The organism is Amycolatopsis sp. NBC_01480, assembly GCF_036227205.1.
Taxonomy (GTDB): domain Bacteria; phylum Actinomycetota; class Actinomycetes; order Mycobacteriales; family Pseudonocardiaceae; genus Amycolatopsis.
In genome coordinates, this window is sequence record NZ_CP109442.1 from 8384819 (window position 1) to 8409099 (window position 24281).

At 71.2% G+C, this 24281-nt stretch carries 25 protein-coding genes; 17 read left to right on the forward strand and 8 right to left on the reverse strand.

Annotated elements, in window-relative coordinates; genetic code table 11:
- Positions 1 to 89 precede the first annotated feature (89 nt).
- Entirely contained in the window at positions 90 to 992 is a 903-nt protein-coding gene (locus tag OG371_RS39465; protein WP_329061502.1) for an NAD(+)/NADH kinase, read from the forward strand.
- A 32-nt stretch (positions 993 to 1024) separates the two neighbouring features.
- Complete coding sequence (locus OG371_RS39470; RefSeq protein ID WP_329061504.1) at positions 1025 to 1882, forward strand: S1 family peptidase; 858 nt, start codon at positions 1025 to 1027, stop codon at positions 1880 to 1882.
- On the opposite strand, the gene OG371_RS39475 is transcribed toward OG371_RS39470, so the two are convergent.
- Positions 1879 to 2727 carry a helix-turn-helix transcriptional regulator gene (locus OG371_RS39475; protein ID WP_329061505.1) on the reverse strand — a complete coding sequence of 283 codons (849 nt, stop codon included), beginning with the start codon at positions 2725 to 2727 and terminating at the stop codon, positions 1879 to 1881. The two genes, OG371_RS39470 and OG371_RS39475, sit on opposite strands and share 4 nt — an antisense overlap.
- Positions 2728 to 2813: 86 nt before the next feature.
- On the opposite strand from OG371_RS39475, the gene OG371_RS39480 reads away from it, so the two are divergent.
- From OG371_RS39480 to OG371_RS39535, 12 genes are all read left to right on the forward strand, one after another.
- On the forward strand, positions 2814 to 3593 hold the full coding sequence (locus OG371_RS39480; RefSeq protein ID WP_329061507.1) for an SDR family NAD(P)-dependent oxidoreductase: 780 nt from the start codon (positions 2814 to 2816) through the stop codon (positions 3591 to 3593).
- A 47-nt stretch (positions 3594 to 3640) separates the two neighbouring features.
- A complete protein-coding gene (locus OG371_RS39485) occupies positions 3641 to 4225 on the forward strand; it encodes a cysteine hydrolase family protein (protein ID WP_329073387.1) in 585 nt (194 codons plus the stop codon).
- A gap of 74 nt (positions 4226 to 4299) precedes the next feature.
- Positions 4300 to 5328, forward strand: a complete 1029-nt coding sequence (locus OG371_RS39490; RefSeq protein ID WP_329061509.1) for a LacI family DNA-binding transcriptional regulator — start codon at positions 4300 to 4302, stop codon at positions 5326 to 5328.
- A gap of 75 nt (positions 5329 to 5403) precedes the next feature.
- Complete coding sequence (gene araB, locus OG371_RS39495) at positions 5404 to 7077, forward strand: ribulokinase (RefSeq protein WP_329061512.1); 1674 nt, start codon at positions 5404 to 5406, stop codon at positions 7075 to 7077.
- A 1-nt stretch (position 7078) separates the two neighbouring features.
- The gene (locus tag OG371_RS39500; RefSeq protein WP_329061514.1) at positions 7079 to 7765 is read left to right on the forward strand and encodes an L-ribulose-5-phosphate 4-epimerase; all 687 of its coding nucleotides are present in this window, start codon (positions 7079 to 7081) and stop codon (positions 7763 to 7765) included.
- A 32-nt stretch (positions 7766 to 7797) separates the two neighbouring features.
- Entirely contained in the window at positions 7798 to 9303 is a 1506-nt protein-coding gene (gene araA, locus OG371_RS39505) for an L-arabinose isomerase (protein WP_329061516.1), read from the forward strand.
- Between the two features lie 14 nt (positions 9304 to 9317).
- Complete coding sequence (gene chvE, locus OG371_RS39510) at positions 9318 to 10418, forward strand: multiple monosaccharide ABC transporter substrate-binding protein (protein ID WP_329061518.1); 1101 nt, start codon at positions 9318 to 9320, stop codon at positions 10416 to 10418.
- Entirely contained in the window at positions 10415 to 11965 is a 1551-nt protein-coding gene (gene mmsA, locus OG371_RS39515; protein WP_329061520.1) for a multiple monosaccharide ABC transporter ATP-binding protein, read from the forward strand. The genes chvE and mmsA overlap by 4 nt, the downstream gene beginning before the upstream one ends.
- Positions 11962 to 13185 carry a multiple monosaccharide ABC transporter permease gene (gene mmsB / locus OG371_RS39520; RefSeq protein WP_329061522.1) on the forward strand — a complete coding sequence of 408 codons (1224 nt, stop codon included), beginning with the start codon at positions 11962 to 11964 and terminating at the stop codon, positions 13183 to 13185. Before mmsA ends, mmsB begins: the two co-directional genes overlap by 4 nt.
- Positions 13186 to 13260: 75 nt before the next feature.
- The gene (locus OG371_RS39525) at positions 13261 to 14109 is read left to right on the forward strand and encodes an SDR family oxidoreductase (RefSeq protein ID WP_329061524.1); all 849 of its coding nucleotides are present in this window, start codon (positions 13261 to 13263) and stop codon (positions 14107 to 14109) included.
- A 30-nt stretch (positions 14110 to 14139) separates the two neighbouring features.
- Positions 14140 to 14736: a TetR/AcrR family transcriptional regulator gene (locus OG371_RS39530; RefSeq protein WP_329061526.1), complete on the forward strand. Its 597-nt coding sequence runs from the start codon at positions 14140 to 14142 to the stop codon at positions 14734 to 14736.
- Between the two features lie 59 nt (positions 14737 to 14795).
- On the forward strand, positions 14796 to 15458 hold the full coding sequence (locus tag OG371_RS39535; RefSeq protein ID WP_329061528.1) for a class I SAM-dependent methyltransferase: 663 nt from the start codon (positions 14796 to 14798) through the stop codon (positions 15456 to 15458).
- 45 nt (positions 15459 to 15503) lie between these two features.
- Here OG371_RS39535 and rox read toward each other — a convergent pair whose 3' ends face one another.
- Entirely contained in the window at positions 15504 to 16946 is a 1443-nt protein-coding gene (gene rox, locus OG371_RS39540) for a rifampin monooxygenase (RefSeq protein WP_329061530.1), read from the reverse strand.
- A gap of 146 nt (positions 16947 to 17092) precedes the next feature.
- Positions 17093 to 17617: a CGNR zinc finger domain-containing protein gene (locus OG371_RS39545; protein ID WP_329061532.1), complete on the reverse strand. Its 525-nt coding sequence runs from the start codon at positions 17615 to 17617 to the stop codon at positions 17093 to 17095.
- A gap of 25 nt (positions 17618 to 17642) precedes the next feature.
- Here OG371_RS39545 and OG371_RS39550 point away from each other — a divergent pair, with 25 nt between their 5' ends.
- Positions 17643 to 17816 carry a hypothetical protein gene (locus tag OG371_RS39550; RefSeq protein ID WP_329061534.1) on the forward strand — a complete coding sequence of 58 codons (174 nt, stop codon included), beginning with the start codon at positions 17643 to 17645 and terminating at the stop codon, positions 17814 to 17816.
- A gap of 3 nt (positions 17817 to 17819) precedes the next feature.
- Here the strand turns inward: OG371_RS39550 and OG371_RS39555 are convergent, their stop codons facing one another.
- Genes OG371_RS39555 through OG371_RS39565 form a run of 3 tightly spaced genes read right to left on the reverse strand, consistent with a single transcriptional unit; the run spans position 17820 to position 19889 of the window.
- Positions 17820 to 18725 carry an alpha/beta hydrolase family protein gene (locus tag OG371_RS39555; RefSeq protein ID WP_329061536.1) on the reverse strand — a complete coding sequence of 302 codons (906 nt, stop codon included), beginning with the start codon at positions 18723 to 18725 and terminating at the stop codon, positions 17820 to 17822.
- Positions 18726 to 18727: 2 nt separating this feature from the next.
- Positions 18728 to 19483 (reverse strand): SDR family NAD(P)-dependent oxidoreductase, encoded by a 756-nt coding sequence (locus tag OG371_RS39560; protein WP_329061538.1) that lies wholly within the window; start codon positions 19481 to 19483, stop codon positions 18728 to 18730.
- A complete protein-coding gene (locus OG371_RS39565) occupies positions 19473 to 19889 on the reverse strand; it encodes an ester cyclase (protein ID WP_329061540.1) in 417 nt (138 codons plus the stop codon). Before OG371_RS39565 ends, OG371_RS39560 begins: the two co-directional genes overlap by 11 nt.
- Before the next feature lie 71 nt (positions 19890 to 19960).
- On the opposite strand from OG371_RS39565, the gene OG371_RS39570 reads away from it, so the two are divergent.
- On the forward strand, positions 19961 to 20860 hold the full coding sequence (locus tag OG371_RS39570) for a LysR family transcriptional regulator (protein ID WP_329061542.1): 900 nt from the start codon (positions 19961 to 19963) through the stop codon (positions 20858 to 20860).
- Here OG371_RS39570 and OG371_RS39575 read toward each other — a convergent pair.
- Both OG371_RS39575 and OG371_RS39580 read right to left on the reverse strand, forming a co-directional pair.
- A complete protein-coding gene (locus tag OG371_RS39575; RefSeq protein WP_329061543.1) occupies positions 20838 to 21641 on the reverse strand; it encodes a pentapeptide repeat-containing protein in 804 nt (267 codons plus the stop codon). The two genes, OG371_RS39570 and OG371_RS39575, sit on opposite strands and share 23 nt — an antisense overlap.
- 52 nt (positions 21642 to 21693) lie before the next feature.
- Complete coding sequence (locus OG371_RS39580) at positions 21694 to 22875, reverse strand: tyrosine-type recombinase/integrase (RefSeq protein ID WP_329061545.1); 1182 nt, start codon at positions 22873 to 22875, stop codon at positions 21694 to 21696.
- A gap of 226 nt (positions 22876 to 23101) precedes the next feature.
- On the opposite strand from OG371_RS39580, the gene OG371_RS39585 reads away from it, so the two are divergent.
- Positions 23102 to 24274, forward strand: coding sequence for a hypothetical protein (locus tag OG371_RS39585; RefSeq protein ID WP_329061547.1), 1173 nt, complete (start codon positions 23102 to 23104; stop codon positions 24272 to 24274).
- Positions 24275 to 24281: the final 7 nt, after the last annotated feature.

A 24281-nucleotide genomic window follows, 5' to 3' on the forward strand; every position in this document is an offset into this window, starting at 1 on the left:
CCGTCGGGGATCTCGCCAAGCCGGGCCGTTCCGGGGGAGACTGGCGCCATGACCATCCGGGAACGTCCTCGTGAAGGGGCCCGCTGACGATGCACTCCGCAGGCTTGGTGCTGCACCCCCGGCGGGACTCGGCGGCGGCGGTCGCCGCGGTCCTGGGCTGGGCGACGAACCGGGGCATCGAAATCCTCGGCATCGCGGACGAGATCGACCGGCTGGACTGCGCCGCCGTGCCGGTCACGCCCGAGGAGCTGGGCAGCCGGTCCGACCTGGTGGTCAGCCTCGGCGGCGACGGGACCATGCTGCGCGCGATGCGGCTGGCCGACCGTCAGCGCGCCCCGGTGCTCGGTGTCAACCTGGGCAAGCTCGGCTTCCTGGCCGAGGTCGACGTGCCCGATCTGCCCGACGCGCTCTCGGCCATCGACGGGCAGGACTTCACCGTCGAGCCCCGCCTGGCCGTCGACGCGACCATGCGGGGCAAGACCGTGACCGCGTTCAACGACGTGGCCGTGGTGCGGGTGCCGGGTGACGGCAGCGCAGTGGTCGCGGTGCGGGTGAACGACCAGCCGTTCGTCAGCTACGCGGCCGACGCGGTGATCGTCGCGACCCCGACCGGCTCCACCGCGTACAGCTTCTCCGCGGGCGGCCCGATCACCAGCCCGGCCGTCGAGGCGTTGCTCGTCACACCCGCCGCGCCGCACTCGGCGTACAGCCGCGGGGTGGTCCTGTCCGTGCACGACACGGTGGCGCTGGAGGTGCTGCCCTCCAGCGGACGGCTGGCGGTCGAGGTGGACGGGCAGGTCGCCGGCTACGTCGAGCCTGGTGACAGCATCGACCTGTGCTCACGGCCCAGCGCCGCGCGGGTCGTCCGGCTCGGCATGACCACGTTTTTCCAACGCGCCAGGCGAAAGCTGCGCCTGACCGACTCCGCGGAGATCCCGTCCGTCTGGCCCGGCGATCGTGGCCTTTCGGGCGATGATCTGCCGATCGGGTGAACTTCCGGCCCCTGTCACCCGTCTAGGTGAGTGTGAAGAAGAGTTCCGGCCGGAAACCGGCCCGTCCCGGTGCGCTGGCTCTTGCCATCGTTGTCGGCGCCGGGGTCGCCGGCACCTACGTCAGCGTCCAGAAGGTGGAGGCGGCCGACGAGCACCCGGTGGCCGAAGGGGCCAGCGGGCAGAGCGTTCACCCTGCCTCGGCGCTTCCGGCCAAGCCGGCGCTGCCGCCCAGCGTGATGCCGTTCAACGCGAAGCTGCACTCCGACAACATCCCGCTGCCCACCGGCGGGGTGCGCAGCGGCGGCTGCAGCGGCTCGCTGATCGCCGCGGACTGGATCATCACCGCCGGGCACTGCTTTCACGACGTCAACATGGTCCGGACCGGCGGGAAGCCGGACTTCACCATGAACGTGACCATCGGCAAGATCACCGACTCCGACCCGCGCGGGCACGTGGTGCAGGTAGTGGACGTGCGCCAGTCGGCGGTCAACGACCTCGCGCTGGCCCGGCTGAGCACCCCGATCACCGACATCAAGCCGCTGTCCCTGCCGGACCGCGCGCCGAAGGTCGACGACCCGCTGTCGTTCGCCGGCTGGGGCGCGCTCTCGGCCAACGACACCGTCCAGTCCGACCACCTCAAGCACGGCCGGTTCACGGTGAAGAAGGTGCACCAGTACGAGCTGGAGATCGACTCGGTCGATCCGCGGACCGTCGAGAACAGCCCGTGCCCCGACGACTCGGGCTCCCCGTACTTCATCCCCGACGGCGACCAGAACGGGCAGATCGTGGCGGTGGAGAACAACGGGCCGGACTGCCCGCAGCCCGGCCTGGAAACCACCGCCCGCGTGGACGCCGTGGTCAGCTGGATCCACAAGCAGATCGACGGCTAGCCGGCGTTGAGGCTCTCGGTGCCCAGCACGTTCAGCAGCGCCAGCGCCTCCGCGTCCCGAGAACCCGCCGGCGCGGTGTACAGCACGAGGTGCTGATCGCGGTCGGTCAGGGCCAGGGAGTCGCAGTCGACGGTGATCTCGCCGACGGCCGGGTGGTGGAAGGTCTTGGTGAGCATCGGCACGGCCTGCACGTCGTGCCGTTCCCAGAGGCGGGCGAACTCGGGGCTGCCGGCCAGGAGGTCGTCGACCAGTCCGGTCACCGCGGGATCCGACGGGTACCGGGCGAGCGTGGCCCGCAGTTCCATGACGACGTGCTGCCGGAACTCGGAAGCGTCCGAGATTCCGTACAGGCTCGCGTCCGGTCGGGCCGGGCCGAGGAACGCGCGCCGGGCGAGGTTGCGGTCTTCGGGGGCGAGCGCGGCGAAGTCCTCCATCAGGGCGGCCGCGAGATCGTTCCACGCCAGCACTTCGAACACTGCGGACGTCACGAATCCGGCCGTCTGCGAGATCCGTTCCAGGAGCGCGAGGATGCTCGGGCGGACATCGCGGCGGTGCCGGCCGTTCCGGGCGGGCGCGGTGCCCGCGAGCAGGTGCAGGTGATCGGACTCCGCGTCGGTCAGCCTTAGCGCGCCCGCGATCCCGGCCAGGACTTCGGCCGACGGACGTGGCGCGCGGCCCTGTTCGAGCCGCACGTAGTACTCGGTGGAGATGTGCGCGAGCACCGCGATCTCCTCGCGCCGGAGCCCCGGAGTGCGTCGCCGCGGGCCGGACGGCAGCCCGACGTCCTCCGGCCGGAGCCGCTCACGCCGGCTGCGGAGGAACGCCCCGAGTTCCTGTTTGTCCATACCCCGAGTGTGCCCTTTCGGCGGCCGCGGACCCTAGTACCGTCTGTGCCTGTCTCCGGCTCCCGGACCGCGGTGATGCTTTCGGCATGACCACCAACACCACTCCGATCGGCCTGCTCACCGGCAAGGTCGTGTTCATCACCGGCGCCAGCCGCGGCATCGGCGAGGCCGCCGCCCGGCTCTTCTCCCGGGAAGGCGCGGCCGTCGTGCTCGCCGCCCGCGGCACCGAAGCCCTCGACCGCATCGTCACCGAGATCCGTGCGGAAGGCGGCGTCGCCGACGCTGTTGCTCTCGACCTCGCGGACCAGGCGGGCGTCCGCGCCGCCGTCGGCCGCGTCGAGGAACTGCACGGCCGGATCGACGGCGCCTTCAACAACGGCGCGGCCATCCAGCAGCGGCCCGGCCCGCTCGACACCACCAGCGACGAGGACATCGACGAGCAGTTCGCAGTGAACTTCCGCTCCCACTGGACCGCCATGACCGCCGAGGCCGCGCTGATGCGCCGCACCGGCGGCGGCGCGATCGTGAACACCTCGAGCATCGGCAGCCGCCGCGCGAACCCCCGCCTACCGGCGTACGGCGCCATGAAGCGCGCGCTCAACAGCATCACCGAAACCGCCGCGGTCAGCTGGGCCGGTGACGGCATCCGGGTCAACGGCATCACCCCCGGCGGCACCGCCACGGAAATGATCGACGCCTGGGAGACCGCGACCCCGGGCGTCATCGACCAGATCAAGGCGTCGATCCCGCTGGGCCGGATGGCCGAGCCGCGCGAAGTCGCCGAGGCAGCCGCCTGGCTGCTCAGCGACCGCGCCTCGATGGTGACCGGCGCGATCATCCCGGTCGACGGCGGGGCCGGCGCCTAGGGCCGGGCCGCGCCGGTTCCCCCATGGCTGAGATGATGCGGGAAGCCATGGGGGAGAGGGGCTTCGCCCGAACGAAAGGCACGATTTTGTCCCGCACCGCCCTGCTGCTCATGGATCTCCAGCGGAACCATCTCGCCCGTATGCCTGCCGATTTCCTGCCCCGCGCCGTGCACGCCCTCGAAACGGCGCGCACCGCGGGGATCCTGGTCGTCCACGTGGCCGCCCGGCTGCGTCCCGGCCACGTGGATGCCCACCCCCGCAACAAGATCTTCGGCGGCCTCCCGCCACACGTGTTGACCGCTGACGACCCCGGCGCCGTCATCCACCCCGACGTCGCCCCCGCTGACGGCGAGGTCGTCGTCCGCAAGAACCGGATCAGCGCGTTCGCCGGGAACGACCTCCGGCAGGTGCTGGACGCCCAGGACGTCGGGCACCTGGTCCTGGCCGGGATCTCCACCAGCGGAGTCGTGCTATCCACTGCCCTGCAGGCCGTCGACCTCGACTACCGGGTGACCGTGCTGGCCGACGCCTGCGCCGACCCGGACCCGGACCTGCACGAAACCCTCGTCCGCGAACTCTTCCCCCAGCGCGGCGAGGTCACCACCGTCGGCGAATGGGAGCCGGCGCCGTGACCGAGATGAGGCTTGACGCCGGCGTTGTTATCGCTAACATTGTCGCCTGAACGAGTGACTGGGACCACGCGGCGATGAAGGCGGTGGGCGGGATGGCGGGAGCGGCCGGGCAGCGGCAGGCCAGTCTGACGGACGTGGCCGAGGTCGCGGGGGTCTCGCACATGACCGTGTCGCGGGTGATCAACGGGACCGGTCCGGTGCGGCCCGAGACGCGGGCCCGGGTGCTGGCCGCGGTGGAAGAACTGGGCTACCGGCCCAATTCCGCCGCCCGCGCGCTGGTCACCGGGCGGTCCGGCACGCTCGGCGTGGTCGCGCTCGAGTCCAATTTGTATGGTCCCGCGAGCACCCTGCACGGGATCGAGAACGCCGCCCGCGAGGCCGGGTACGCCATCACCATCTCCAGCGTCAGCAGGCCAGGGCGATCGTCCATTTCGGACGCCGTGGAGAGTCTGCGCCGCCAGGCGGTGGAGGGCATCGTGGTGATCGCCCCGCATGTCACGGCCGGGCGGGCCCTCGCGGGCGCGCCCTCGGACGTGCCGGTGGTCGCCGTCGGTGGCGGGGAGTCCGCGCCGGTTCCGGTGATTTCGGTGGACCAGTACGACGGCGCCCGCCGCGTGACCGAGCACCTGCTCGCGCTCGGCCACCCGACGGTGTGGCACGTCGCCGGGCCAGAGGACTGGCTGGAGGCGATCGACCGCGAGCGCGGCTGGCGCGAGACGCTGGAGCGCCACGGCGCCGAGGTGCTGCCCGTCCTGCGCGGCGACTGGAGCCCGGCGTCCGGCTACGCGGCCGGCCGCGATCTGGCCAAAAAACCCGGCCTGGAAGCGGTTTTCGCCGCGAACGACCAGATGGCGCTGGGGCTGCTGCGCGCGTTCACCGAGGCCGGCATCGCCGTGCCGGGAGACGTGCACGTGGCGGGCTTCGACGACGTCCCCGAGGCCGCGTACTTCACCCCGCCGCTGACCACGGTGCGCCAGGACTTCATCGAAGTCGGCCGGCGCACCTTCGGCCTGCTCACCGCGCGGATGGGCGGCGGCGACCCGCACGCCCGGCACCTGGTCGAGCCCGAGCTGATCGTCCGGGAGAGCACCGGACCACGCTGAGCGGTCCCCACCGAAGGAGGACGCCGTGTTCTCACGTCGCCGAAATGTTAGCGCTAACACTACTGGGAGGGCTGGGTGAGCGAGCCGCTGACGGTCGGCGTCGACTTCGGCACGCTCTCGGGCCGCGCCGTTGTCGTGCGCGTCCGGGACGGGGCCGAGCTGGGCACGGCGGTGTACGAGTACCCGCACGGGGTCGTCGACCGGACGCTGCCCGCGACCGGCGCGCCCCTGCCACCGGACTGGGCGCTGCAGGTCCCGTCGGACTACCTCGGGGTGCTCCGGACCGCCGTCCCCGCCGCGATCCGCGACGCCGGCGTCGATCCCGCGGACGTCATCGGCCTCGGCACCGACTTCACCGCCTGCACGATGGTGCCGACCGCTGTGGACGGAACGCCGCTGTGCGAGCTGCCGGAGTTCGCGGCCGAGCCCCACGCGTACGTGAAGCTGTGGCGCCATCACGCCGCCCAGCCGCAGGCGGACCGGATCAACGCGCTGGCGCGGTACCGCGACGAGAAGTGGCTGCCGCGTTACGGCGGGCTGATCTCCTCGGAGTGGGAGTTCGCGAAGGCGCTGCAGATCCTGGAGGAGGCGCCGCACGTCTATGCCGCGACCGTGCACTGGGTCGAGCTGGCCGACTGGGTCGTCTGGCAGCTCACCGGCCACTACGTCCGCAACGCCTGCACCGCCGGCTACAAGGGCATCCTCCAGGACGGCCAGTACCCCAGCACCGACTTCCTGCGCGAGCTGAACCCCGAGTTCGCCGATTTCGTGACCGGCAAGCTCGACCGGCCGCTCGGCCGTCTCGGCGACCGTGCGGGCCCGCTCACGGCCGAGGCGGCGGCGTGGACCGGCCTGCCGGCGGGCATCGCCGTCGCGGTCGGCAACGTCGACGCGCACGTGACCGCGCCCGCCGCGCAGGCGGTCGGGTCCGGCCGGATGGTCGCGATCATGGGCACCTCGACCTGTCACGTGCTCAGTTCCCGGGAGCTGCGCGAGGTGCCGGGAATGTGCGGGGTGGTGGACGGCGGGATCGTGCCCGGGCTGTGGGGGTACGAGGCCGGGCAGAGCGGAGTCGGCGACATCTTCGCCTGGTTCGTCGAGCACGGTGTCCCGCCGCGGTACCACGAGGACGCGCGACGGGCGGGCGTCTCGCTGCACAAGCACCTCACCTCGCTGGCCGCGAACCAGGGGATCGGCGAGCACGGGCTGGTCGCGCTCGACTGGCACAGCGGCAACCGCTCGGTGCTGGTGGACCACGAGCTGTCCGGGGTCGTCGTCGGACAGACCCTGGCCACCCGCGCCGAGGACACCTACCGCGCGCTGCTGGAGGCGACCGCGTTCGGCACCCGCATGATCATCGAGTCCTTCCAGCGCGCCGGGGTGCCGGTGACCGAGCTGGTGGTGGCGGGCGGGCTGGTGCGCAACGCGTTCCTGATGCAGGTCTACGCGGACGTGGTGAACCTGCCGCTGTCGGTGATCGGCTCGGACCAGGGGCCGGCACTCGGCTCCGCCATCCACGCCGCGGTGGCTGCCGGCGCCTACCCGGACATCACCGCGGCGTCGCGTGCGATGGGCTCCGTCCGGCGCGGGGTGTACCGGCCGGTGCGCGAGAACGTCGCCGCCTACAACCGGCTCTACGCCGAGTACCGCGAGCTGCACGACCACTTCGGCCGCGGCGGCAACGACGTGCTGCACCGCCTCGCCGCCCGCCGCCGCGAGGCCGCCTCCGTCCGGAAAGGACAGTCCTGACATGGCTGACACGGCACTGGCCGAGGAACTGCTCGGCACCGTCGCCGAACTGCGCCGGACGGTCGCGGACCTGCACGGCGAGCTGACCCGCAACGCGCTGGTCGCGTGGACCGCAGGCAACGTCTCGGCGCGGGTGCCGGGGCGCGAGCTGATGGTGATCAAGCCGTCCGGGGTGTCCTACGACGAGCTGTCCGCGGACACGATGGTCGTCACCGACCTGCACGGGCGGCTGCGCCACGGCGAGCTCGCGCCGTCCTCCGACACCGCCGCGCACGCCTACGTCTACCGGCACCTGCCCGAGGTCGGCGGGGTGGTGCACACGCACTCCACCTACGCCACCGCGTGGGCCGCGCGCGGCGAGCCGATCCCTTGCGTGCTCACGATGATCGCGGACGAGTTCGGCGGGGAGATCCCGGTCGGGCCGTTCGCGCTGATCGGCGACGACTCCATCGGCCGCGGCATCGTCGAGACGCTGCGGGCCAGCCGTTCCCCGGCCGTGCTGATGCGCAACCACGGCCCGTTCACCGTCGGGCGCACCGCGCGGGACGCGGTCAAGGCGGCGGTGCTGGTGGAGGACGTGGCCCGGACCGTCCACAAGGCCTTCGAGCTGGGCACGCCCGAGCCGCTGCCCCCGGCCGACGTCGACCGGCTCTACACCCGCTACCAGAACGTCTACGGCCAGCGCTGATCCCGGCCGGCCGGGAGCACCCGAGGAGAACGATGCCTTCGCAGAACAAGCCCCAAATCTGGTTCCTCACCGGGAGCCAGGCGCTCTACGGCGAGGAGACGCTGGCACAGGTGGCCGGCCAGTCGCTGGAAATCCAGCGGCTGCTGGCCTCGTCCGGGCGGCTGTCGGCCGAGCTGGTCGGCAAGCCGGTGCTGACCGAGGCCACCTCGATCCGCCGCTTGCTGCTGGAGGCCAACGCCGACGCCGCGTGTGTCGGCGTGATCGCCTGGATGCACACCTTCTCGCCGGCGAAGATGTGGATCGGCGGGCTGTCCGCGCTGCGCAAGCCGTTGCTGCACCTGCACACCCAGCTCAACGAGTCGCTGCCGTGGCAGAGCATCGACATGGACTTCATGAACCTGAACCAGGCCGCGCACGGCGACCGCGAGTTCGGGCACGTGCTGACCCGGCTGGCCGTGCCGCGCAAGACCGTCGCCGGGCACGCGGCCGACCCGGGCGTGGTCGGCCGGATCGACGCGTGGGCGCGGGCCGCGATCGGCGCGGACCACCTGCGCGGGCTGCGGCTGGCCCGGTTCGGCGACAACATGCGCGACGTCGCCGTCACCGAGGGCGACAAGGTGGAGGCCCAGCTGCGGTTCGGCGTCTCGGTCAACACCTACGGCGTGAATGACCTGGTCGCACTGGTCGACCGGGTGTCCGAAAAGGACACTGACGGACTGGTGGCCGAGTACGCCGAGGCGTACCAGGTGGTGCCGGAGCTGACCGAGCGCGGTGCCCGGCACGAGTCGCTGCGGTACGCGGCGAAGGTCGAGCTGGGCCTGCGCCAGTTCCTCGGCGAAGGCGGCTTCGGCGCGTTCACCACGAACTTCGAAGACCTCGGCGGACTGCGGCAGCTGCCGGGGCTGGCCGTGCAGCGGCTCATGGCCGACGGCTACGGCTTCGGCGGCGAGGGCGACTGGAAGACCTCCGCCCTGCTGGCCGCGGTGAAGGGGATGGGCGAGGGCACCGGTCTCGGCACCTCGTTCATGGAGGACTACACCTACCACTTCGGGCCGGGCGAGCCGAAGATCCTCGGCGCGCACATGCTGGAGGTCTGCCCCAGCATCGCCGCCGCCCGGCCGTCGTGTGAGATCCACCCGCTCGGCATCGGCGGCCGCGAGGACCCGGTGCGGCTGGTGTTCGACGCGGCGCCCGGCCCCGGTGTGGTGCTCGGCCTGGCCGACCTCGGGGACCGGTTCCGCTTGGTGGCCAACGAAATCGACGTGGTCCCGCCGGACGAGCCGCTGCCCGGGCTGCCGGTCGCGCGCGCGGTCTGGCGGCCCTCGCCGTCGCTGGCCACGTCCGCGGAGTCGTGGATCACCGCCGGCGCGCCGCACCACACCGTGCTGACCCAGGCGGTGCCGCTGGAAACGCTGCGCGACTTCGCGCACCTGCTCGGCGTCGAGCTGCTGGTCATCGACGCCGCCACCACCGGCCCCGGCTTCGCCGACCGGATCCGCTGGAACCAGGCCTACTACCGGCTCGCCCAGGGCTTCTGAAAGGAGCACGAACAATGAGGTTCATCCGAGGGATTCGAGGAGCCGCAGTCGCGGCGTTGGCGCTGACCCTGGCCGCCTGCGGGTCGAGCGTGAAAACCGCCGACCAGGCCCCGTCCGGCGGTTCGGCCGCCGGGGCGCTGGTCGGGGTCACGATGCCGACGAAATCGTCCGAGCGCTGGATCCACGACGGCGACAACATCAAGTCGGCGCTGGAAAAGCTCGGCTACAAGGTCGACCTGCAGTACGCCGAGAACGACATCCCCACCCAGGTCAACCAGATCGAGAACCAGATCACCAAGGGCGCGCGGCTGCTGGTGATCGCCTCCATCGACGGCACCTCGCTGACCACGCAGCTGCAGGAGGCGGCGGACCACAAGATCCCGGTGATCGCCTACGACCGGCTGCTGACCAACAGCCCGAACGTCGACTACTACGCCACCTTCGACAACTTCAAGGTCGGCGTCGAGCAGGCGAATTCGCTGCTCAAGGGCCTCGGCACCGGACCGGGCCCGTTCAACATCGAGCTGTTCGGCGGCTCCCCGGACGACAACAACGCGACGTTCTTCTTCAACGGCGCCATGTCCGTGCTCAAACCCCTGATGGACAGCGGGAAGCTGGTCGTGAAGAGCGGCCAGACGACGTTCGCGCCGACCGCGATCCTGCGCTGGGACCCGGCCACCGCGCAGCGGCGCATGGAGGACCTGCTCACCAAGACCTACACCGGCGGAGCGAAGGTCGCCGGCGTGCTTTCGCCGTACGACGGGCTTTCCATCGGCATCCTCTCGGCGCTCAAGAGCAACGGCTACGGCACCGCCGGCCAGCCGTACCCCGTGGTCACCGGGCAGGACGCCGAGGTCGCGTCGGTCAAGTCCATCATCGCCGGGGAGCAGTACTCGACCGTCTTCAAGGACACCCGCCAGCTGGCCGACGTCACCGTGAAGATGGCCGACACCGTGCTCAAGGGCGGCAAGGCGCAGGTCAACAACACCACCGACTACAACAACGGCAAGAAGATCGTGCCGTCCTACCTGCTGCAGCCCGTGGTCGTGGACAAGGCCAACTACCAGAAGGAGCTCGTCGACTCCGGCTACTACACCGCGGGCGAGCTGAAATGACCGAGCTTGAAACGACCGAGCTTGAAACGACGGAGCTGCTCGGCATGCGCGGGATCACCAAGACCTTCCCCGGGGTCACCGCGCTCGCCGACGTCACCCTTTCCGTGCGCCGCGGGGAGATCCACGCGATTTGCGGGGAGAACGGCGCCGGGAAGTCGACGTTGATGAAGGTGCTCTCCGGCGTGCACCCGCAGGGCAGCTACGACGGCGAGATCCGGTTCGACGGCGAGCTGTGCCAGTTCGGCTCGGTGCGCGACAGCGAGCGCCGGGGGATCGTGATCATCCACCAGGAGCTGGCGCTGTGCGGGCAGCTTTCGATCGCGGAGAACATCTTCCTGGGCAACGAGCGGGCGCGGCGCGGGTTCGTCGACTGGAACCGCACCAACCACGAGGCCGCCGCGCTGCTGCGGCGGGTCGGGCTCGCGGAGGCCCCGGTGACGCCGGTGCGTGACCTCGGCGTCGGCAAGCAGCAGCTGGTGGAGATCGCGAAGGCGCTGTCGAAGCAGGTGCGGCTGCTCATCCTGGACGAGCCGACGGCGGCGCTGAACGACGATGACTCCGCGCACCTGCTCGACCTGCTGCGGGGGCTGCGCGAGGACGGCGTCACGTCGGTGATCATCTCCCACAAGCTCGGCGAGGTGATCGCGATCGCCGACACCGTCACGATCCTGCGCGACGGCCGCACGATCGACACCCTCGACGCGGCTGGCCTGACCGAGGAGCGCCTGATCACCGGCATGGTCGGGCGCGACCTCGAGCACCGCTTCCCACCGCGCGAGCCCGACATCGGCGAGGAGGTACTGCGGATCGAGGACTGGACGGTGCACAGCCCGACCCAGCCGGGCCGGGTCGTGGTCGACCGCGCCAACCTGACGCTGCGGCGCGGGGAGGTGGTCGGCCTGGCCGGGCTGATGGGCGCGGGCCGGACCGAGCTGGCGATGAGCGTGTTCGGCCGCTCCTACGGCACCGGCATCTCCGGCCGGCTGGTGAAGGACGGCGTGCCGATCGAGGTGCGGTCGGTCCGCGACGCGGTCCGGCACGGCCTCGCGTACGCCACCGAGGACCGCAAGCGCTACGGCCTGAACCTGATCGAAGACGTCCAGCGCAACGTCTCGGCGGCCGGGCTGCCGAAGCTGGCGCGCCGCGGCTGGGTGAACGAGCCCGCCGAGCACGACACCGCCGCGCGGTTCCGGCGGGACCTGCGGATCAAGGCGCCGAGCGTGCGCAGCGTGACCGGGAAGCTCTCGGGCGGCAACCAGCAGAAGGTGGTGCTGGCCAAGTGGATCTTCACCGACCCGGACGTGCTGATCCTCGACGAGCCGACCCGCGGCATCGACGTCGGCGCGAAGTTCGAGATCTACTCGATCATCAACTCCCTTGCCGCGCAAGGGAAAGCGATCCTGGTGATCAGCTCCGAGCTGCCGGAGCTGCTTGGCCTGTGCGACCGGATCTACGCGCTGTCCGCGGGCCGGGTGACCGGTGAGGCCACCCGCGAGCAAGCCTCCCAGGAACTGCTGATGCAGTACATGACGAAGGAACGGCAATGACTGCAACGGACACGGCCCGGCCCGCCGCGCCCCCGGGCGCCGCCCCCGCGCGGCGGATCTCGATCAACCCGCGCCAGAGCGGGATCTACGTCGCCTTCGCGCTGATCGTGGTGCTGTTCGAGGTGCTCACCGGCGGCGCGCTGCTGGAGCCGCAGAACATCTCGAACATCATCGTGCAGAACTCCTACGTGCTGATCCTGGCGGTCGGCATGATCCTGGTGATCATCTCCGGGCACATCGACCTGTCCGCCGGGTCCGTGGTGGCGATGACCGGCGCGGTCTCCGCGGTGCTGATGGTGAACCTGCACGTGCCGTGGCCGATCGCGGTGCTGATCACCCTGGTCACCGGCGCGTTGATCGGCGCATGGCAGGGCTACTGGGTCGCCTACTTCGGCATCCCGGCGTTCATCGTGACGCTGGCCGGGATGCTGGCGTTCCGTGCGCTCACCCTGACCGTGCTGGGCAACCAGGGCATCGGCCCGTTCCCCGACGCGATCCGCACCCTGTCCAACGGCTTCACCGACGGCTACCTCGGTAACATCGGGCTCGGCCCGCTCGGCGGCGCCGACCTGCTCAGCCTGCTGGCCGGCGTGGTCGCGGTCGCCGCCATCGCCGTCACCCAGCAGCGCAAGCGCTCCGCGCGGCTCGGTTACGGCCAGGAGGTCGACCCGTACCCGGTGTTCGTCGCGAAGGTGGCCGGGGCCGCGATCCTGGTGCTCGCCGTGGTCGTGCAGCTGGCGCGGTTCAAGAACCTGCCGTGGGTGCTGATCCTGCTGGCCGTGCTGGTGGTCGGCTACTCGCTGGTGGCGGGCCGCTCGGTGTTCGGCCGGCACGTCTACGCGGTCGGCGGCAACCTCCAGGCGGCGACGCTGTCCGGGATCAAGGTCAAATCGGTGACGTTCTGGATCTTCGTGAACATGGGCGTGCTGGCCGCGCTCGCGGGGATCATCTTCGCCGGGCGGCTCAACCAGGCCGGGCCGACGGCGGGCGTGAACTTCGAGCTCGACGCGATCGCCGCCGCGTTCATCGGCGGCGCGGCCGTGCAGGGCGGCGTCGGCAAGGTGGTCGGCGCGATCACCGGCGGCCTGATCATGGCGGTGATCAACAACGGCATGTCCCTGATCGGCGCCCCGAGCGAGCGCGTGATGCTGGTCAAGGGGATCGTGCTGCTGGCCGCCGTGGCCTACGACATCTGGACCAAGCGGCGGGGGACCGCCTGAGTCACACCCGCGCGCTTTTCGCGACAACCTGTCGTAAAGTTAACGACAGGTTGTCGCGAAAAGGAGTGTGGCGTCATGGCCCAGCAGCTGATTGTCGTGACCGGAGCGTCGACGGGGATGGGTGCCTCGGCCGCCCGGGAGCTGGCTCGGCGGGGCTTTCACGTCCTGGCCGGGGTGCGGCGCGACCCCGACGCCTTCCGGGCGCCCGGCATCGAGCCGGTCCTGCTCGACATCACCGAGCCCGGGCAGGTGGCGGCGCTCGCCGCGCGGGTGGCCGACGATCCGCGCGAGCTGCACGCTGTCGTCAACAACGCGGGCATCCAGGTGAACGCGCCGGTCGAAGCCCTGCCAATGGCGGAGTGGCGGCGGGTGTTCGAGGTCAACCTGTTCGGGCACATCGCCGTCACCCAGGCGCTTCTGCCCGCGTTGCTGCGCAGCCGGGGCCGGGTGGTCAACATCAGCTCGGTCGGGGGCAAGGCCGCGATGCCCACGTACGGCGCGTACGCCGGGGCGAAGTTCGCGCTGGAGGCGGTCAGCGATTCGCTGCGCCGGGAGGTCGAGCCGCTGGGCGTGCGGGTGGTTGTGGTCGAGCCCGGCGGCGTCCGCACGGAGATGGCCGCGCGCGGCGTCGCGACGGCGAACCGCCTGGCCACCGGGATGACGCCCGAGCAGGACGCCCGTTACGGCCGTCTGGTCCAGGCGATCAACTCGCTGATGTCGTCCGGCACCGAGTCGGGTCTGACCGCCGACGCCGCCGCCCGGGTGATCGCGAAGGCAGTGATGGCCCGAAAGCCGCGCACCCGCTACACGATCGGCCGCGACGCCGCCCTGATCACCCGCCTGACCCGGGTGCTGCCGGATCGCGCGCTCGACCGCGTCATCGCCGCCGGCGTGCGCCGCCACTACCCGGCGGCCACGGCGTGACCCGCGGCTGCGGTCGGGGAGGATGAGCGGATGCCGCGGATCCGGGGCGCCAGCATCGGCGAGCACCACGAGATGGTGTGGGCCGACCTCGCCGAAGCGATGCGGCAGCTGCTGCAGGAGCGCGACTACGAATCGATCACCATGGGCCACATCGCGGCCCGGTCCGGGCTCGCGCGCAACACGCTGTACAACTACGGCCGCGACAAGCACGCGCTGGCACTGGCGCTGACCGAGCGGGCGGGCCGTCCCACCGTCGAGCAGGTGGCCGCGATCGCCGCGCGGTCGGCGGACCCGGCGGCCTCGCGGCTCGGGGAGATCGTCGAGGCGGTACTGGCGGCGTTCACCGACCCGGTTGTGCAGCTGATGTTCCGGACGAGTGCCTCGCCGCCGTCCGAGCAGGGCCCCGGCAGCCCGTTCCACGAGATCGTGGCCGAGGTGGAGAACGTCGTCCAGGACGGCATTTCACGCGGGGAGTTCCGCGACGTCCGCGACGTGCGCCTCGCGGTGGAACTGCTGTCGGGCGTCATGCGCGCGGGCGCGGAACGACTCGGCCGGGACCCGGCCGCCTTGAAGGCCACGGTCCGCGCGGCGCGGGAGATCGTCCTCGCGTCCCTCACCCCCGCTTGAGCCTTACGCCGACAGCAAAACCTCTCGTCGGGCCGTCCGGCGGCCGGTAGACCTGAGGCATGCGGGCACGCTACGACGAGATCGCCGACTGGTACGAGCTGGAGTTCCTTGCCGGGCAAGGCGAAGACGACCCGTTGGAGGTCGGACTCGCGCTGACGACGCTGCTCGGCCCCGGCAGCGGGCCGTGCCTGGAGATCGGCTGCGGCACGGGCGTGCACGCCGAAACGGTGCGGGCGCTCGGCCGTACCCCGGTGGGCGTCGACCTGTCCGGCGAGATGCTGCGCTACGCGAAACCGCGGCTGCCCGTCGCCCGCGCGAACGCCGAGCGCCTTCCCCTGCGCGACGCCTCGGTGCCCGCGGCAGTCGCGGTCCTCGTGCACACCGATATGCCCGGCTATCCGGACGTGGTGCGCGAAGCCGCGCGGGTGCTGGAGCCCGGCGGCGTGTTCGTCCACATCGGAGTGCACCCGTGTTTCTGCGGCGGTTTCGCCGACCGGTCGGACCCGGCCGCGCTGGTCGTGCGCCGTGGGTACCGCGAAAGCGGGTGGACGACCGACTCCTGGACCGACCAGGGCCTGCGCGACAAGGTGGGCGCCGCGCACTGGCCGTTGCCGGACCTGCTGTCGATGTTCCTCGACGCCGGCCTCGTCCTCGACGGCTTCACCGAAGGCGGCGGCGACAGCCCGCTCCAGCTCTCCATCCGCGCACGTAAAAGCTCGTGAGTGTTTATGCCGGTTAGAACCGTCATAAACACTCACGAGTCCTTGTCAGCTGCTGGCGGCGCCGAACCACTTCGCCAGCTGCTTCACCAGATCCGCCTGATCTTCCCCGGCCCAGACGACATGTCCGTCCGGTCGCAGCAATACCGCGGGCGCGTCCACTTCCTCGCTGACGTCGACGACGTGGTCGACCCGGTCCGCCCAGCCCGCGGCCGAGAGCCGGGCGGTCTGGTCGAGCAGCAGCCCGTGGCCTTCGTGCATCAGCTCGTAGAGCCGGCCGTGCTTGAGCGTCACGTCCCGCAGCCGGCGGCCGAGCAGCTCGTGCCCCTCGCCGAAGTCCCCCTCACCGAAGTCATAGCGGATGTCGATCGCGGAGATCTTCCCGATCAGGAGCCGGTTCACCTCCTCGAAGTCCATCAGCTCCGACACCAGCCGGCGCACGGCCCGCGCCCCCGGCTCGGGTGAGCCCAGCTCGACCTGGGCCCGGGTGCTGTCCAGGACGTCGGCGGCCACCGGGTGCCGTTCGGCCTCGTAGCTGTCCAGCAGCCCGTCCGGCGCCCAGCCGTTGATCTCGGCGGCCAGTTTCCAGCCCAGATTGAACGCGTCCTGGATGCCGAGGTTGAGCCCCTGCCCGCCCATCGGCGGGTGGATGTGCGCCGCGTCGCCGGCCAGCAGCACCCGGCCGACGCGGTAGTGCTCGGCCAGCCGGGTGGCGTCGCCGAAGCGCGAGAGCCAGCGCGGGGAGTGGATGCCGAAGTCGGTGCCGGCCAGCGTCCGGACCTGCTGCTTGAACTCCTCCAGCGTCGGCGGGACGGCCCGGTCATGGGCCACCCCGGCGGCCGGCGTGACGAAACGGTACAGCCCGTCGCCGAGCGGCACGGCGCCGAAACCCCCGCGTTCCTTGTAGATCTTCAGCACCGCGGGCATCAATTCCTCTTGCGGCACAGCGACTTCCACCGCGCCCAGCAGCCACTCGTGCCGCGCGGGGTCGCCGGGAAACCCGACGCCGAGCTGCTTGCGCACGGTGCTGCGGCCGCCGTCGCAGCCGACGAGGTAACGCGAGCGCAGGCGCGTGCCGTCGGCCAGCTCGGCGGTCACCCCGTCGTCGTCCTGGCTCAGCCCGGCCAGTTCACAGCCGCGCCGGATCTCGACGCCCAGCGACGCGGCGTGCTCGTTCAGCAGCCGGTCGGTGGTGGTCTGCGGGATGCCGAGGACAAACGGGTACGTGGTGTCCAGCCGGTCCGGCTGCGGTTTGGGGATGCCGGCGAAGAAGCCGCCGACCGGATGCTGCGTGCCGAGCGCGAGGAACCGCTCCAGCAAACCCCGCTGGTCCAGCACCTCGAGGCTGCGCGTGTGCAGGCCCTGCGCGCGGACGACGTCGGTCGGCTCCGCGTCCCGCTCCAGCACGACCACGTCCAGGCCGTGCAGCCTCAGCTCACTGGCCAGCATGACGCCGGTCGAGCCGCCGCCGGCGATGATCACGTCGAACAAGAAAACCCCCTGAGAAAACACTCTGAGAGAACGCTCCGAGATGGCGATTCTGAGCCCTCACGGGGGTCTTGCCACAAGCCCTGGGGTGCGCTATAAGTTGGGAGAGGCGGGGGGAACTCCCCGCATTTTGTCCCGTGTGGACGGACCTAGGCGCTGACTTGGCGCGCGCGGTGCTCGGCCACGGCGACCCGCGTCCCGCACCGCGTGGAGCAGTAACGACGACGGCCGTTTCGTGAGGTGTCCACGTACGCGACCCCGCAGCCCTCGCGGGCACACAGCCCGAGCCGGTCCGGCTCCTCGCACACCAGGTGCGCCAGACCTCCCGCGGTGTACCCGTACACGCGCTCCACGCGCCCTGCGGCCTCGCTTGAGTAATGCAGGTGCGGCGGCTTGCCGTCGTGACGCGAGATGTACGGGCGGCAGGCCGCGGTGGTGAGCAGGTCGTTCACCAGGTCGACGCGCTCGGCGGGCCGGGCGCCGAACACCTGCCACAGCCGCCGGCCCCACGCCAGAATGCGCACGGCCTCGTCGTCGGTGACCTCGGTCAACGACATGGAGTGGGTACGCGCGATCGCCAGGACCTCGGCGGCGCCGGCGTCCGGTCGCAGGCTCAAGGTGGCCAGGTCGGCGGCCACTTGGGCGCCCGACCCGCCGTAAGGGTTGAAGTGCACTGACTCATTACAGCATGCTCGGGGCATGGAAGAAAACCACTGCCCCCGCTGCGGCTGGCCACTGGTCGAGCTGCCCGCCTCCGCGACCGTCCCCGGCTCGGCCGGCAGCCGCGCCGACTACGTGCGCTGCATTTGCGGCAGCTGGCTCGCCCGCGTGAACGGCGTTGTGGTCGGTGCGACCCGCCCCGTGAGCAGGTGAGGATCAGCCCCAGTGCCGGACGAGCCAATCCAGGATCCGGCCCGGGTACAGCTGAAAGTGCCGGTAGCCGTCCCAGCGGCGAGTGGTGCCGTGGATCCAGGACAGCTCCTTCGGCACGTCCGCGGGGATGGCGTCGAAAACCGCCTGGACGTCGGACGGCCTGGTCATGAGGTCGTCGCGGACCTGGTAGACGAACGTCGGCACCCGGACGCTTCCGGCCGGGCCGACCGGGGACATCTCGTCGAGACTGAAACCGGTGCGGCGCCGGATGAGCCGGTCCAGCTCGGTCATCTGCCCGGCCGGGATGCCAAGCGCCGCCAGCCGTCGCTCCAGCAACGCCCGCGGCGACGCCGGCTGGCACGCGACCAGGCACCGGACGTCCGCGAACTCGTGCGGGGCCCGCTGCATCGCGAAGAACGTCGCGTTGGCGCCCAGACATCGGCTGAACAGCGCGATTCCCGCGCCTCGCAGGTCGTCCCGCGAGCGCGCGTACCGCAGGGAACCCACGACGTCGCGTGATTCGAACCGGCCGCTGCTGGTCACGCCCCCGTCGGCGGCGCCGCTGAGGCCGAAGTTGCGCAGGTCGTACGCCAGCACGTGGTAACCGGCGGCGTGCAGGACCGCGAGGTCCAGAACCAGGTCGACCTCGATGTCGTTGCCGGTCCCGGCGTTCATCGACCGCCAGGGCACCAGGTGCGACGGCAGCCCCGAGCGGCTGAAGAACCGCGGGTGGTTGACGATCACGACCCCGGCTCCCGCGCGATCCGCCGGCACGAACCAGCCTTCGAGCGGAGTCCCGTCCTCGGCGGGGAACGTGACGTCCTCGAAGTCCAGTCCGTGGTCGGCGGGGGAGCGCAGCACCGGTGAGCGCGGCGAAAAGCTGAACCGGTCGGCGAGTGTGTCGAGCATGGTCAGGCCCCCGTACGCGTGACGCCGCCGTCGACGTGCAGGATCTGCGCGGTCATGAAATCGGCGTCGTCCGAGACCAGGAAAGCCAGCGCGTTGGCGAGATCTGCCGCGACCGACGGGCGTTTGATGGTCTGCAGCGCCGTCACCCGGGCGAAGACCTCGTCGGCGGTCGGGCCGTTCGTCCGGGCACGGCCCCGGAAACCCTCGGTCGGCACCAGCCCGGGCGCGATCGCGTTGACCGTGATGCCGCTCTCGCCGAGTTCGTTGGCGAGCGCCCGGGTCAACGCGTGCACGGTGCCCTTGCTGGTCAGGTACACGAGGTCGCGATTCTGCGTGAGGGTGATGCCCGAGCCGGTGTTGACCACGCGACCCCACCCGGCGGCCCGCATCCCCGGCGCGAACGCCCGGGTGAACAGCAGGATCGCCTCGACGTTCACCGCCTGCACCCGGCGCCACAGCTCGATGGTCACGTGGTCGAGGTCGGCGACCGGGAAGATGCCGGCGTTGTTGACGAGGATGTCGCAGCGCCCGTACCGCTCGAGAACCGTCGCGGCCACCGCGTCGATCTGCGGCGGATCGCTGATGTCGCACACCAGGCCCAGATGGTCGCCGCCCTCCAGTTCCCGCACGGCGTCCGACGGGTCGTTGATGTCGACCGCGACCACGTTCGCGCCGTCCGCGGCGAGCCGCCGGCAGTAGGCGTACCCGAGGCCCCGCGCCGCGCCGGTGACCAGCGCCGTTTTCCCGTCAAGCGCCACGGGTGAACTCCAGGCCGATCTGCTGCGCGATCCCGAAGTAGTCCTCCAGGTGCCAGGTCCGCACGATCCGGCCGTCGGCCACCTGGTGGAAGTCGGCCGCCCGGAACTCGACCGCGCGGCCGGTCCCTTCGACGCCGAGCAGCGGGCCGGTGTGCTTCGCGCGCGTGACCGCCCGCACCGCGACCCGGTCCCCGCTCACGACGACGTCCTCGATCTCGGTCTCCAGCTCACCGAACGCGCTGCGGAGGTGGCTGATCGCCGCCTTCCACCCCTCCGGACCGCCGCCGGTGCGCAGCGGCGGGACGCTTTCCCAGTCGTCGGCGAGAGCGTCGTCGACCAACCCCGGGTCACCGGTGACGAGGGCCTGGTAGAAGCGGCGCACCGGGATTTCGTTGTCAGCAGGCATGAATCCCACGCTAGGGCTGGGCACCCTCAGTGATCAAAGACCTGTTCCGGACCAGGTAATACGATCGAGGCATGACGGATCTCGACCTTCGGCTGGTGCGGTACTTCGCCACCGTCGCGTCACACCTGCACTACGGCCGGGCGGCGGCCGAGCTGCGGATCGCCCAGCCGTCACTGAGCCGGCAGATCAGCCAGCTCGAAACCCAGGTCGGCGCCCGCCTGCTCGACCGCACGCGGCAAGGCACCCGGCTCACCGAAGCGGGCGAAGCGTTTCTGCCGCGCGCACGCGAGTTGCTGCGCTCGTCCGAGCAGGCCACGGCCGCCGCCCGCGCCGCCGCGCAGCCGACCCGGATCACCGTCGGCTACACCGCGGGCCTGATCGTCACTCCGGCGGTGCGGAACTTGCGCCACCACCATCCCGACGCCGAGGTGCACACGATGCACCTGGAGTGGAACGAGGCGCGCGACGCCCTGCTCGACCGGCGGGCCGACGCGGTGATCACCCGGCTCCCGCTGGACGCCGACGGGCTGCACGTCACGGCGCTCTACGACGAGCCGAAGCTGCTGCTCGTCCGGCTCGGGCACCGGCTGGCGGGCAAGGAATCGGTCACGCTCGACGACATCGAAGGCGAGCCGATCCCGCGGTTCCCGAACCGGGACTTCGACGCGTACTGGCGCATCGACCCGCGCCCGGACGGCCGCCCCGCACCGGACGGGCCGCTGGTCGAGACCATCGAGGACAAGCTCGAATGCATCGCCGCCGGGCAGGCCGTGGCCATCGTCCCGGCCGCGCTGTACGCAGCCGGCCTCCGCGGCGACCTCACCACGATCCCGCTGCACGGTGTCGAACCGGCCCGGGTCGTCGTGGCCACCCGGGCCGGGGACCGCAATCAGCTGGTGGCCGCGTTCCGCGCCTCGGCCGAGGATTGCTTGGCGCAGAACGGAAACGTCACCAGTGAGACGGACGGGTAAGACCGGGCGGAAGCTTTGTCACGGCGTCCCCGCGGGCGGCGTTGACCTGTGACTGGGTGAGGAAGAGGCTGCCGGTGAGGTCGGCCCCGCGCAGGTCCGCGTCGCGGAAATCCGCGCCGATCAGGTCGGCCAGCCGCAGATCGGCGTCACGCAGGTCCGCCGCGATGAGGTACGCGCCGCGCAGGTTCGCGCCCCGGAGGCCGGCGCCCTTGAGCTTCGCGCCCATCAGGTCGGCTCCGCGACGGTCCTTCTTCTTGCCGGGGACGGCGGTGCGCACCAGCTCGCTCGTCCGCAGGAGCAGCCCGTTGACGCGCCCGCGCTGCTCGCCGACGTCGATCGCGAGCAGCGTTTCGGGGTCGCTCGCGGCCAGCCGCTCGGTCTCCTCGAAGGCGGTCTCGAGATCACCGTGCAGCTCGCGGGCGGCGTCGAGGCTGCGCGCTTCGGTCAGGTAAGCCAGGAGTTCGTGCAACTGCCGCATCACCGGCAATGCGGCGAACATCTGCCGGGCCGTCCCGGGTTCGTCACGCCAGCTGCGCCCGCCGAAGGTGATCTGCGAGATCCGCTGCCCGGCGCCGAAGCAGTCGTAGACCGAGCAGCCGGAGAACCCGCGTGGCCGCAGCTGGTCGTGGATGCCGCAGCCGAAGTCCGGCTGGAGATTGTGGCAGGGGTCCCCGGCGGCCTTGTCGATCGCGAAGTCGGCCGAGCGCGTGAAGGTGAGGGCGACGCAGCAGAGCCCGAAGCAGTTCGCGCAGTCCGCCTTCAGCGCGGCGGGTTCGGGCACGGGTCACTCCTCTTGCGGCTGGACGGTTCCCCGGATCGTAGTGAGCGGGCCGTCAGGCCAGCCACCCGCGGTGCAGGGCGGGGGACAGCTCGTGCGCCGCGGAATTGCGGATGCTGTCCTCGTCGTGCAGGTAGATCTCGGTGGTGGACAACGAGGCGTGGCCGAGGTCCTGCTGGACCTGGCGCAGCCCCACGCCCCGTTCCTTCGCGTAGGTGGCGTAGGAATGCCGGGCGGAGTGCGGGTGGATGGTGTCCCGCAACGGGCCCAGGTGCGTCGCGATGAACGAAGCCTGCGAGGTCGCGAGGAGGTCGGCCAGCCAGCGCGCCCGCGGCGGCGCGGCGTCCGGTTCCGGCGCGAACGTCGCGCACAGCCGCCGCAGCACGGCGTCCACATGGGACACATGCACTCGACGTCCGGTGCTGGTGATGAACAACGGTTCGGCCGGCCGGGGGCCGACGTCTCCCCGTAGCGCGGGCACTGTGGCCGGGCGACGCTGGACGAGGTAGGCGTCGACAGCGTCGGCGACCGGAACAGCCAGCGCGACCTCACGGTCCTTGCCGCCCTTGCCGTGGACGCGCAGCACGCCGATGTCCCGCGCCGCGGCGCGCCGGTAGTCGAGCAGGTTGACGCCGACGAGTTCTTCCGCGCGGACCCCGGTGCCGATCAGGATCTCGACCATCGCCCGGTCACGGCGTCCATCGCGGCGGTGCTCGGCCAGCAGGTAAGCCGCCAGCAGCAAGGCGCGGCACGCCTCGAACGACCACCGCTTGGTGGCGGACGGCGTGCCCGTGGCGCGGTTGACCTGCTGGGCCCGCCGGTCGACCAAGGCGACGGGATTGTGCCCGGCCAGCCCTTCCCGCAGCAGGTACTTCTGGTAGAACGCGGACACTGCCGAGAGCATCCGGCCGCGGGTGGCGCCGCTGTATCCCGCGCGGGCCAGGTCGTCCAGCCAGCGCTCGACGTGCTCCACTCGGACCTCGGCGAACGAGTCGATCCCGTTGCGGACACACCAGACCAGCCACTCCAGCCCGCTCGATTGCTCGCGCCGCCGTCGGCCACGGCGTCGCCCGGGATCCGGCGCGACGTACCCGGGCACCCACTCCAGGGGAATGCCGAGGTCGGTGGCGTAGGCGATCCGGGTGTTGAGCGAGGCGTAGATCCGGAGGAACTCCGCGAACCGCTCCGGCCCGCTCTTGCCGGCACCGTCGGCTCCGGGAACCAGGGCAACAGTCATGGATCCGCCGATTTCTCCCTAGCCACCGTGGTTTCCCTGGTCCACCGCAGTCTGGCACAGGCGCCTCAGCAGGCCCGGGCGCGACACAGCCACTCCGCTTTCAAGTTCATATGGATAATCCTCCTTATCCATATGACTCACACCTTCGCAAGTGATGTCACGTTTCAGTTTTGAATCTCAAACTGCTGGTTTCAGATTACAAACTCGAACCTGATAGATTGGTGGAGTGGAGCTAGAAGCTGCTGAGACCAGCGAAGACGGTGTGGACGGTGAGGTGCCGGTCCGGCGTTCGGCCGCCCCGGCGCGGCGGGGGAGCCGGGAGGAGCGGCGCGAGGCGACGTTGCGGGCGATTGCTGCTGAGGGGGTGGGGCACTGCGCCTACTGCGACCGCCGGCTGCCCCCGCTGCCGCCTCGTGGCGGGCGGCCGACGCCGTACTGCCCGGCCGACCCCGGCCGTTACGGCCAGTGGGGCGCGAAGGTGATCAGCTGCGCGATGCTGGACGAAAACCGGGAGATCTGGGTCCAGGTGTATGGGCCGGACCAGTCGATGACGCACGTCGACGTCCAGGTCGTCGACGATCGTGCGGCCACGTTGCTGGCCGCGCTGGAGCCGGTGCGGGACGAGCTGACCGCGCTGCGGACCCGGATCGCGGACGAGACGGCGGCCGCGCTGGCCGACAAGACAGCCGCGGACGCCGCGCGCGATCAAGCCTTGCTGCAGGCGGACCAAGCGGCGGCGAAGCGGGACCAGGCTTTGGCCGAGGCTGAACAGGCTCGTCTGCAGGCTGAAGAAGATCGCGCCGGCCTGCAGGCGGCGAAGCAGGAGGCGCGGGCCGCCGGTGAGGAACGCGATCAAGCGGTCACCAGCAGGCAGGCCGCCCAGAAGGCGAAGGACACCGCCGAGGCCGATCGTCAGCGCGCCCTCGAACAGGTGGCCGCCGCCCAGGACCGGGTGACCGAGTTGCAGAACACGCTGGCCGGTGAGCGTGCCGAGACGGTGGAGCGGCTCGACCGGCTACGGCAGGACGCCGACCGGAAACAGCAGGAGGTCCGCGCGTCGCTCACCGAGGAGTGGGAGCACCGGCTCCGGACCCGCACCGACGAGTTCACCGACCAGCTGCACGGCGTGCGCGAGACCGCCGATCAGCGGATCGCCGACCTGACCGGGCAGCTGACCGCGGCCACCAGCCAGTACGCCGGTGCCTTGGGACCGCTGCACGAGCAACTCGCCGGTCTTCGCGCCGAACTCGCCGAACTCGCCGAACGCGCGGCAGCGGCAACCGAGCTAGCGCAGCGCCGCGACGCCCTCGACCACACCGTGCGCCAGATGCTTGAGCACGTCGGTGACGAAACCCTGCGCCGGCAGTTCGCCGGGATCCTGCACGAGCCTCCCGGCTGACCGCGGG

Excerpts from the sequence above, each read along its gene's own strand:
- OG371_RS39550 (WP_329061534.1), top strand. The coding sequence starts at position 17,643 with ATGGAAGAAAACCACTGCCCCCGCTGCGGCTGGCCACTGGTCGAGCTG.
- OG371_RS39580 (WP_329061545.1), bottom strand. The coding sequence starts at position 22,875 with ATGACTGTTGCCCTGGTTCCCGGAGCCGACGGTGCCGGCAAGAGCGGG.
- OG371_RS39500 (WP_329061514.1), top strand. The coding sequence starts at position 7,079 with ATGGCTGACACGGCACTGGCCGAGGAACTGCTCGGCACCGTCGCCGAA.
- mmsB (WP_329061522.1), top strand. The coding sequence starts at position 11,962 with ATGACTGCAACGGACACGGCCCGGCCCGCCGCGCCCCCGGGCGCCGCC.
- OG371_RS39485 (WP_329073387.1), top strand. The coding sequence starts at position 3,641 with ATGGGGGAGAGGGGCTTCGCCCGAACGAAAGGCACGATTTTGTCCCGC.
- araA (WP_329061516.1), top strand. The coding sequence starts at position 7,798 with ATGCCTTCGCAGAACAAGCCCCAAATCTGGTTCCTCACCGGGAGCCAG.
- chvE (WP_329061518.1), top strand. The coding sequence starts at position 9,318 with ATGAGGTTCATCCGAGGGATTCGAGGAGCCGCAGTCGCGGCGTTGGCG.
- OG371_RS39525 (WP_329061524.1), top strand. The coding sequence starts at position 13,261 with ATGGCCCAGCAGCTGATTGTCGTGACCGGAGCGTCGACGGGGATGGGT.
- OG371_RS39570 (WP_329061542.1), top strand. The coding sequence starts at position 19,961 with ATGACGGATCTCGACCTTCGGCTGGTGCGGTACTTCGCCACCGTCGCG.
- OG371_RS39530 (WP_329061526.1), top strand. The coding sequence starts at position 14,140 with ATGCCGCGGATCCGGGGCGCCAGCATCGGCGAGCACCACGAGATGGTG.
- OG371_RS39555 (WP_329061536.1), bottom strand. The coding sequence starts at position 18,725 with ATGCTCGACACACTCGCCGACCGGTTCAGCTTTTCGCCGCGCTCACCG.
- OG371_RS39465 (WP_329061502.1), top strand. The coding sequence starts at position 90 with ATGCACTCCGCAGGCTTGGTGCTGCACCCCCGGCGGGACTCGGCGGCG.
- mmsA (WP_329061520.1), top strand. The coding sequence starts at position 10,415 with ATGACCGAGCTTGAAACGACCGAGCTTGAAACGACGGAGCTGCTCGGC.
- OG371_RS39565 (WP_329061540.1), bottom strand. The coding sequence starts at position 19,889 with ATGCCTGCTGACAACGAAATCCCGGTGCGCCGCTTCTACCAGGCCCTC.
- OG371_RS39475 (WP_329061505.1), bottom strand. The coding sequence starts at position 2,727 with ATGGACAAACAGGAACTCGGGGCGTTCCTCCGCAGCCGGCGTGAGCGG.
- OG371_RS39535 (WP_329061528.1), top strand. The coding sequence starts at position 14,796 with ATGCGGGCACGCTACGACGAGATCGCCGACTGGTACGAGCTGGAGTTC.
- OG371_RS39480 (WP_329061507.1), top strand. The coding sequence starts at position 2,814 with ATGACCACCAACACCACTCCGATCGGCCTGCTCACCGGCAAGGTCGTG.
- OG371_RS39490 (WP_329061509.1), top strand. The coding sequence starts at position 4,300 with ATGAAGGCGGTGGGCGGGATGGCGGGAGCGGCCGGGCAGCGGCAGGCC.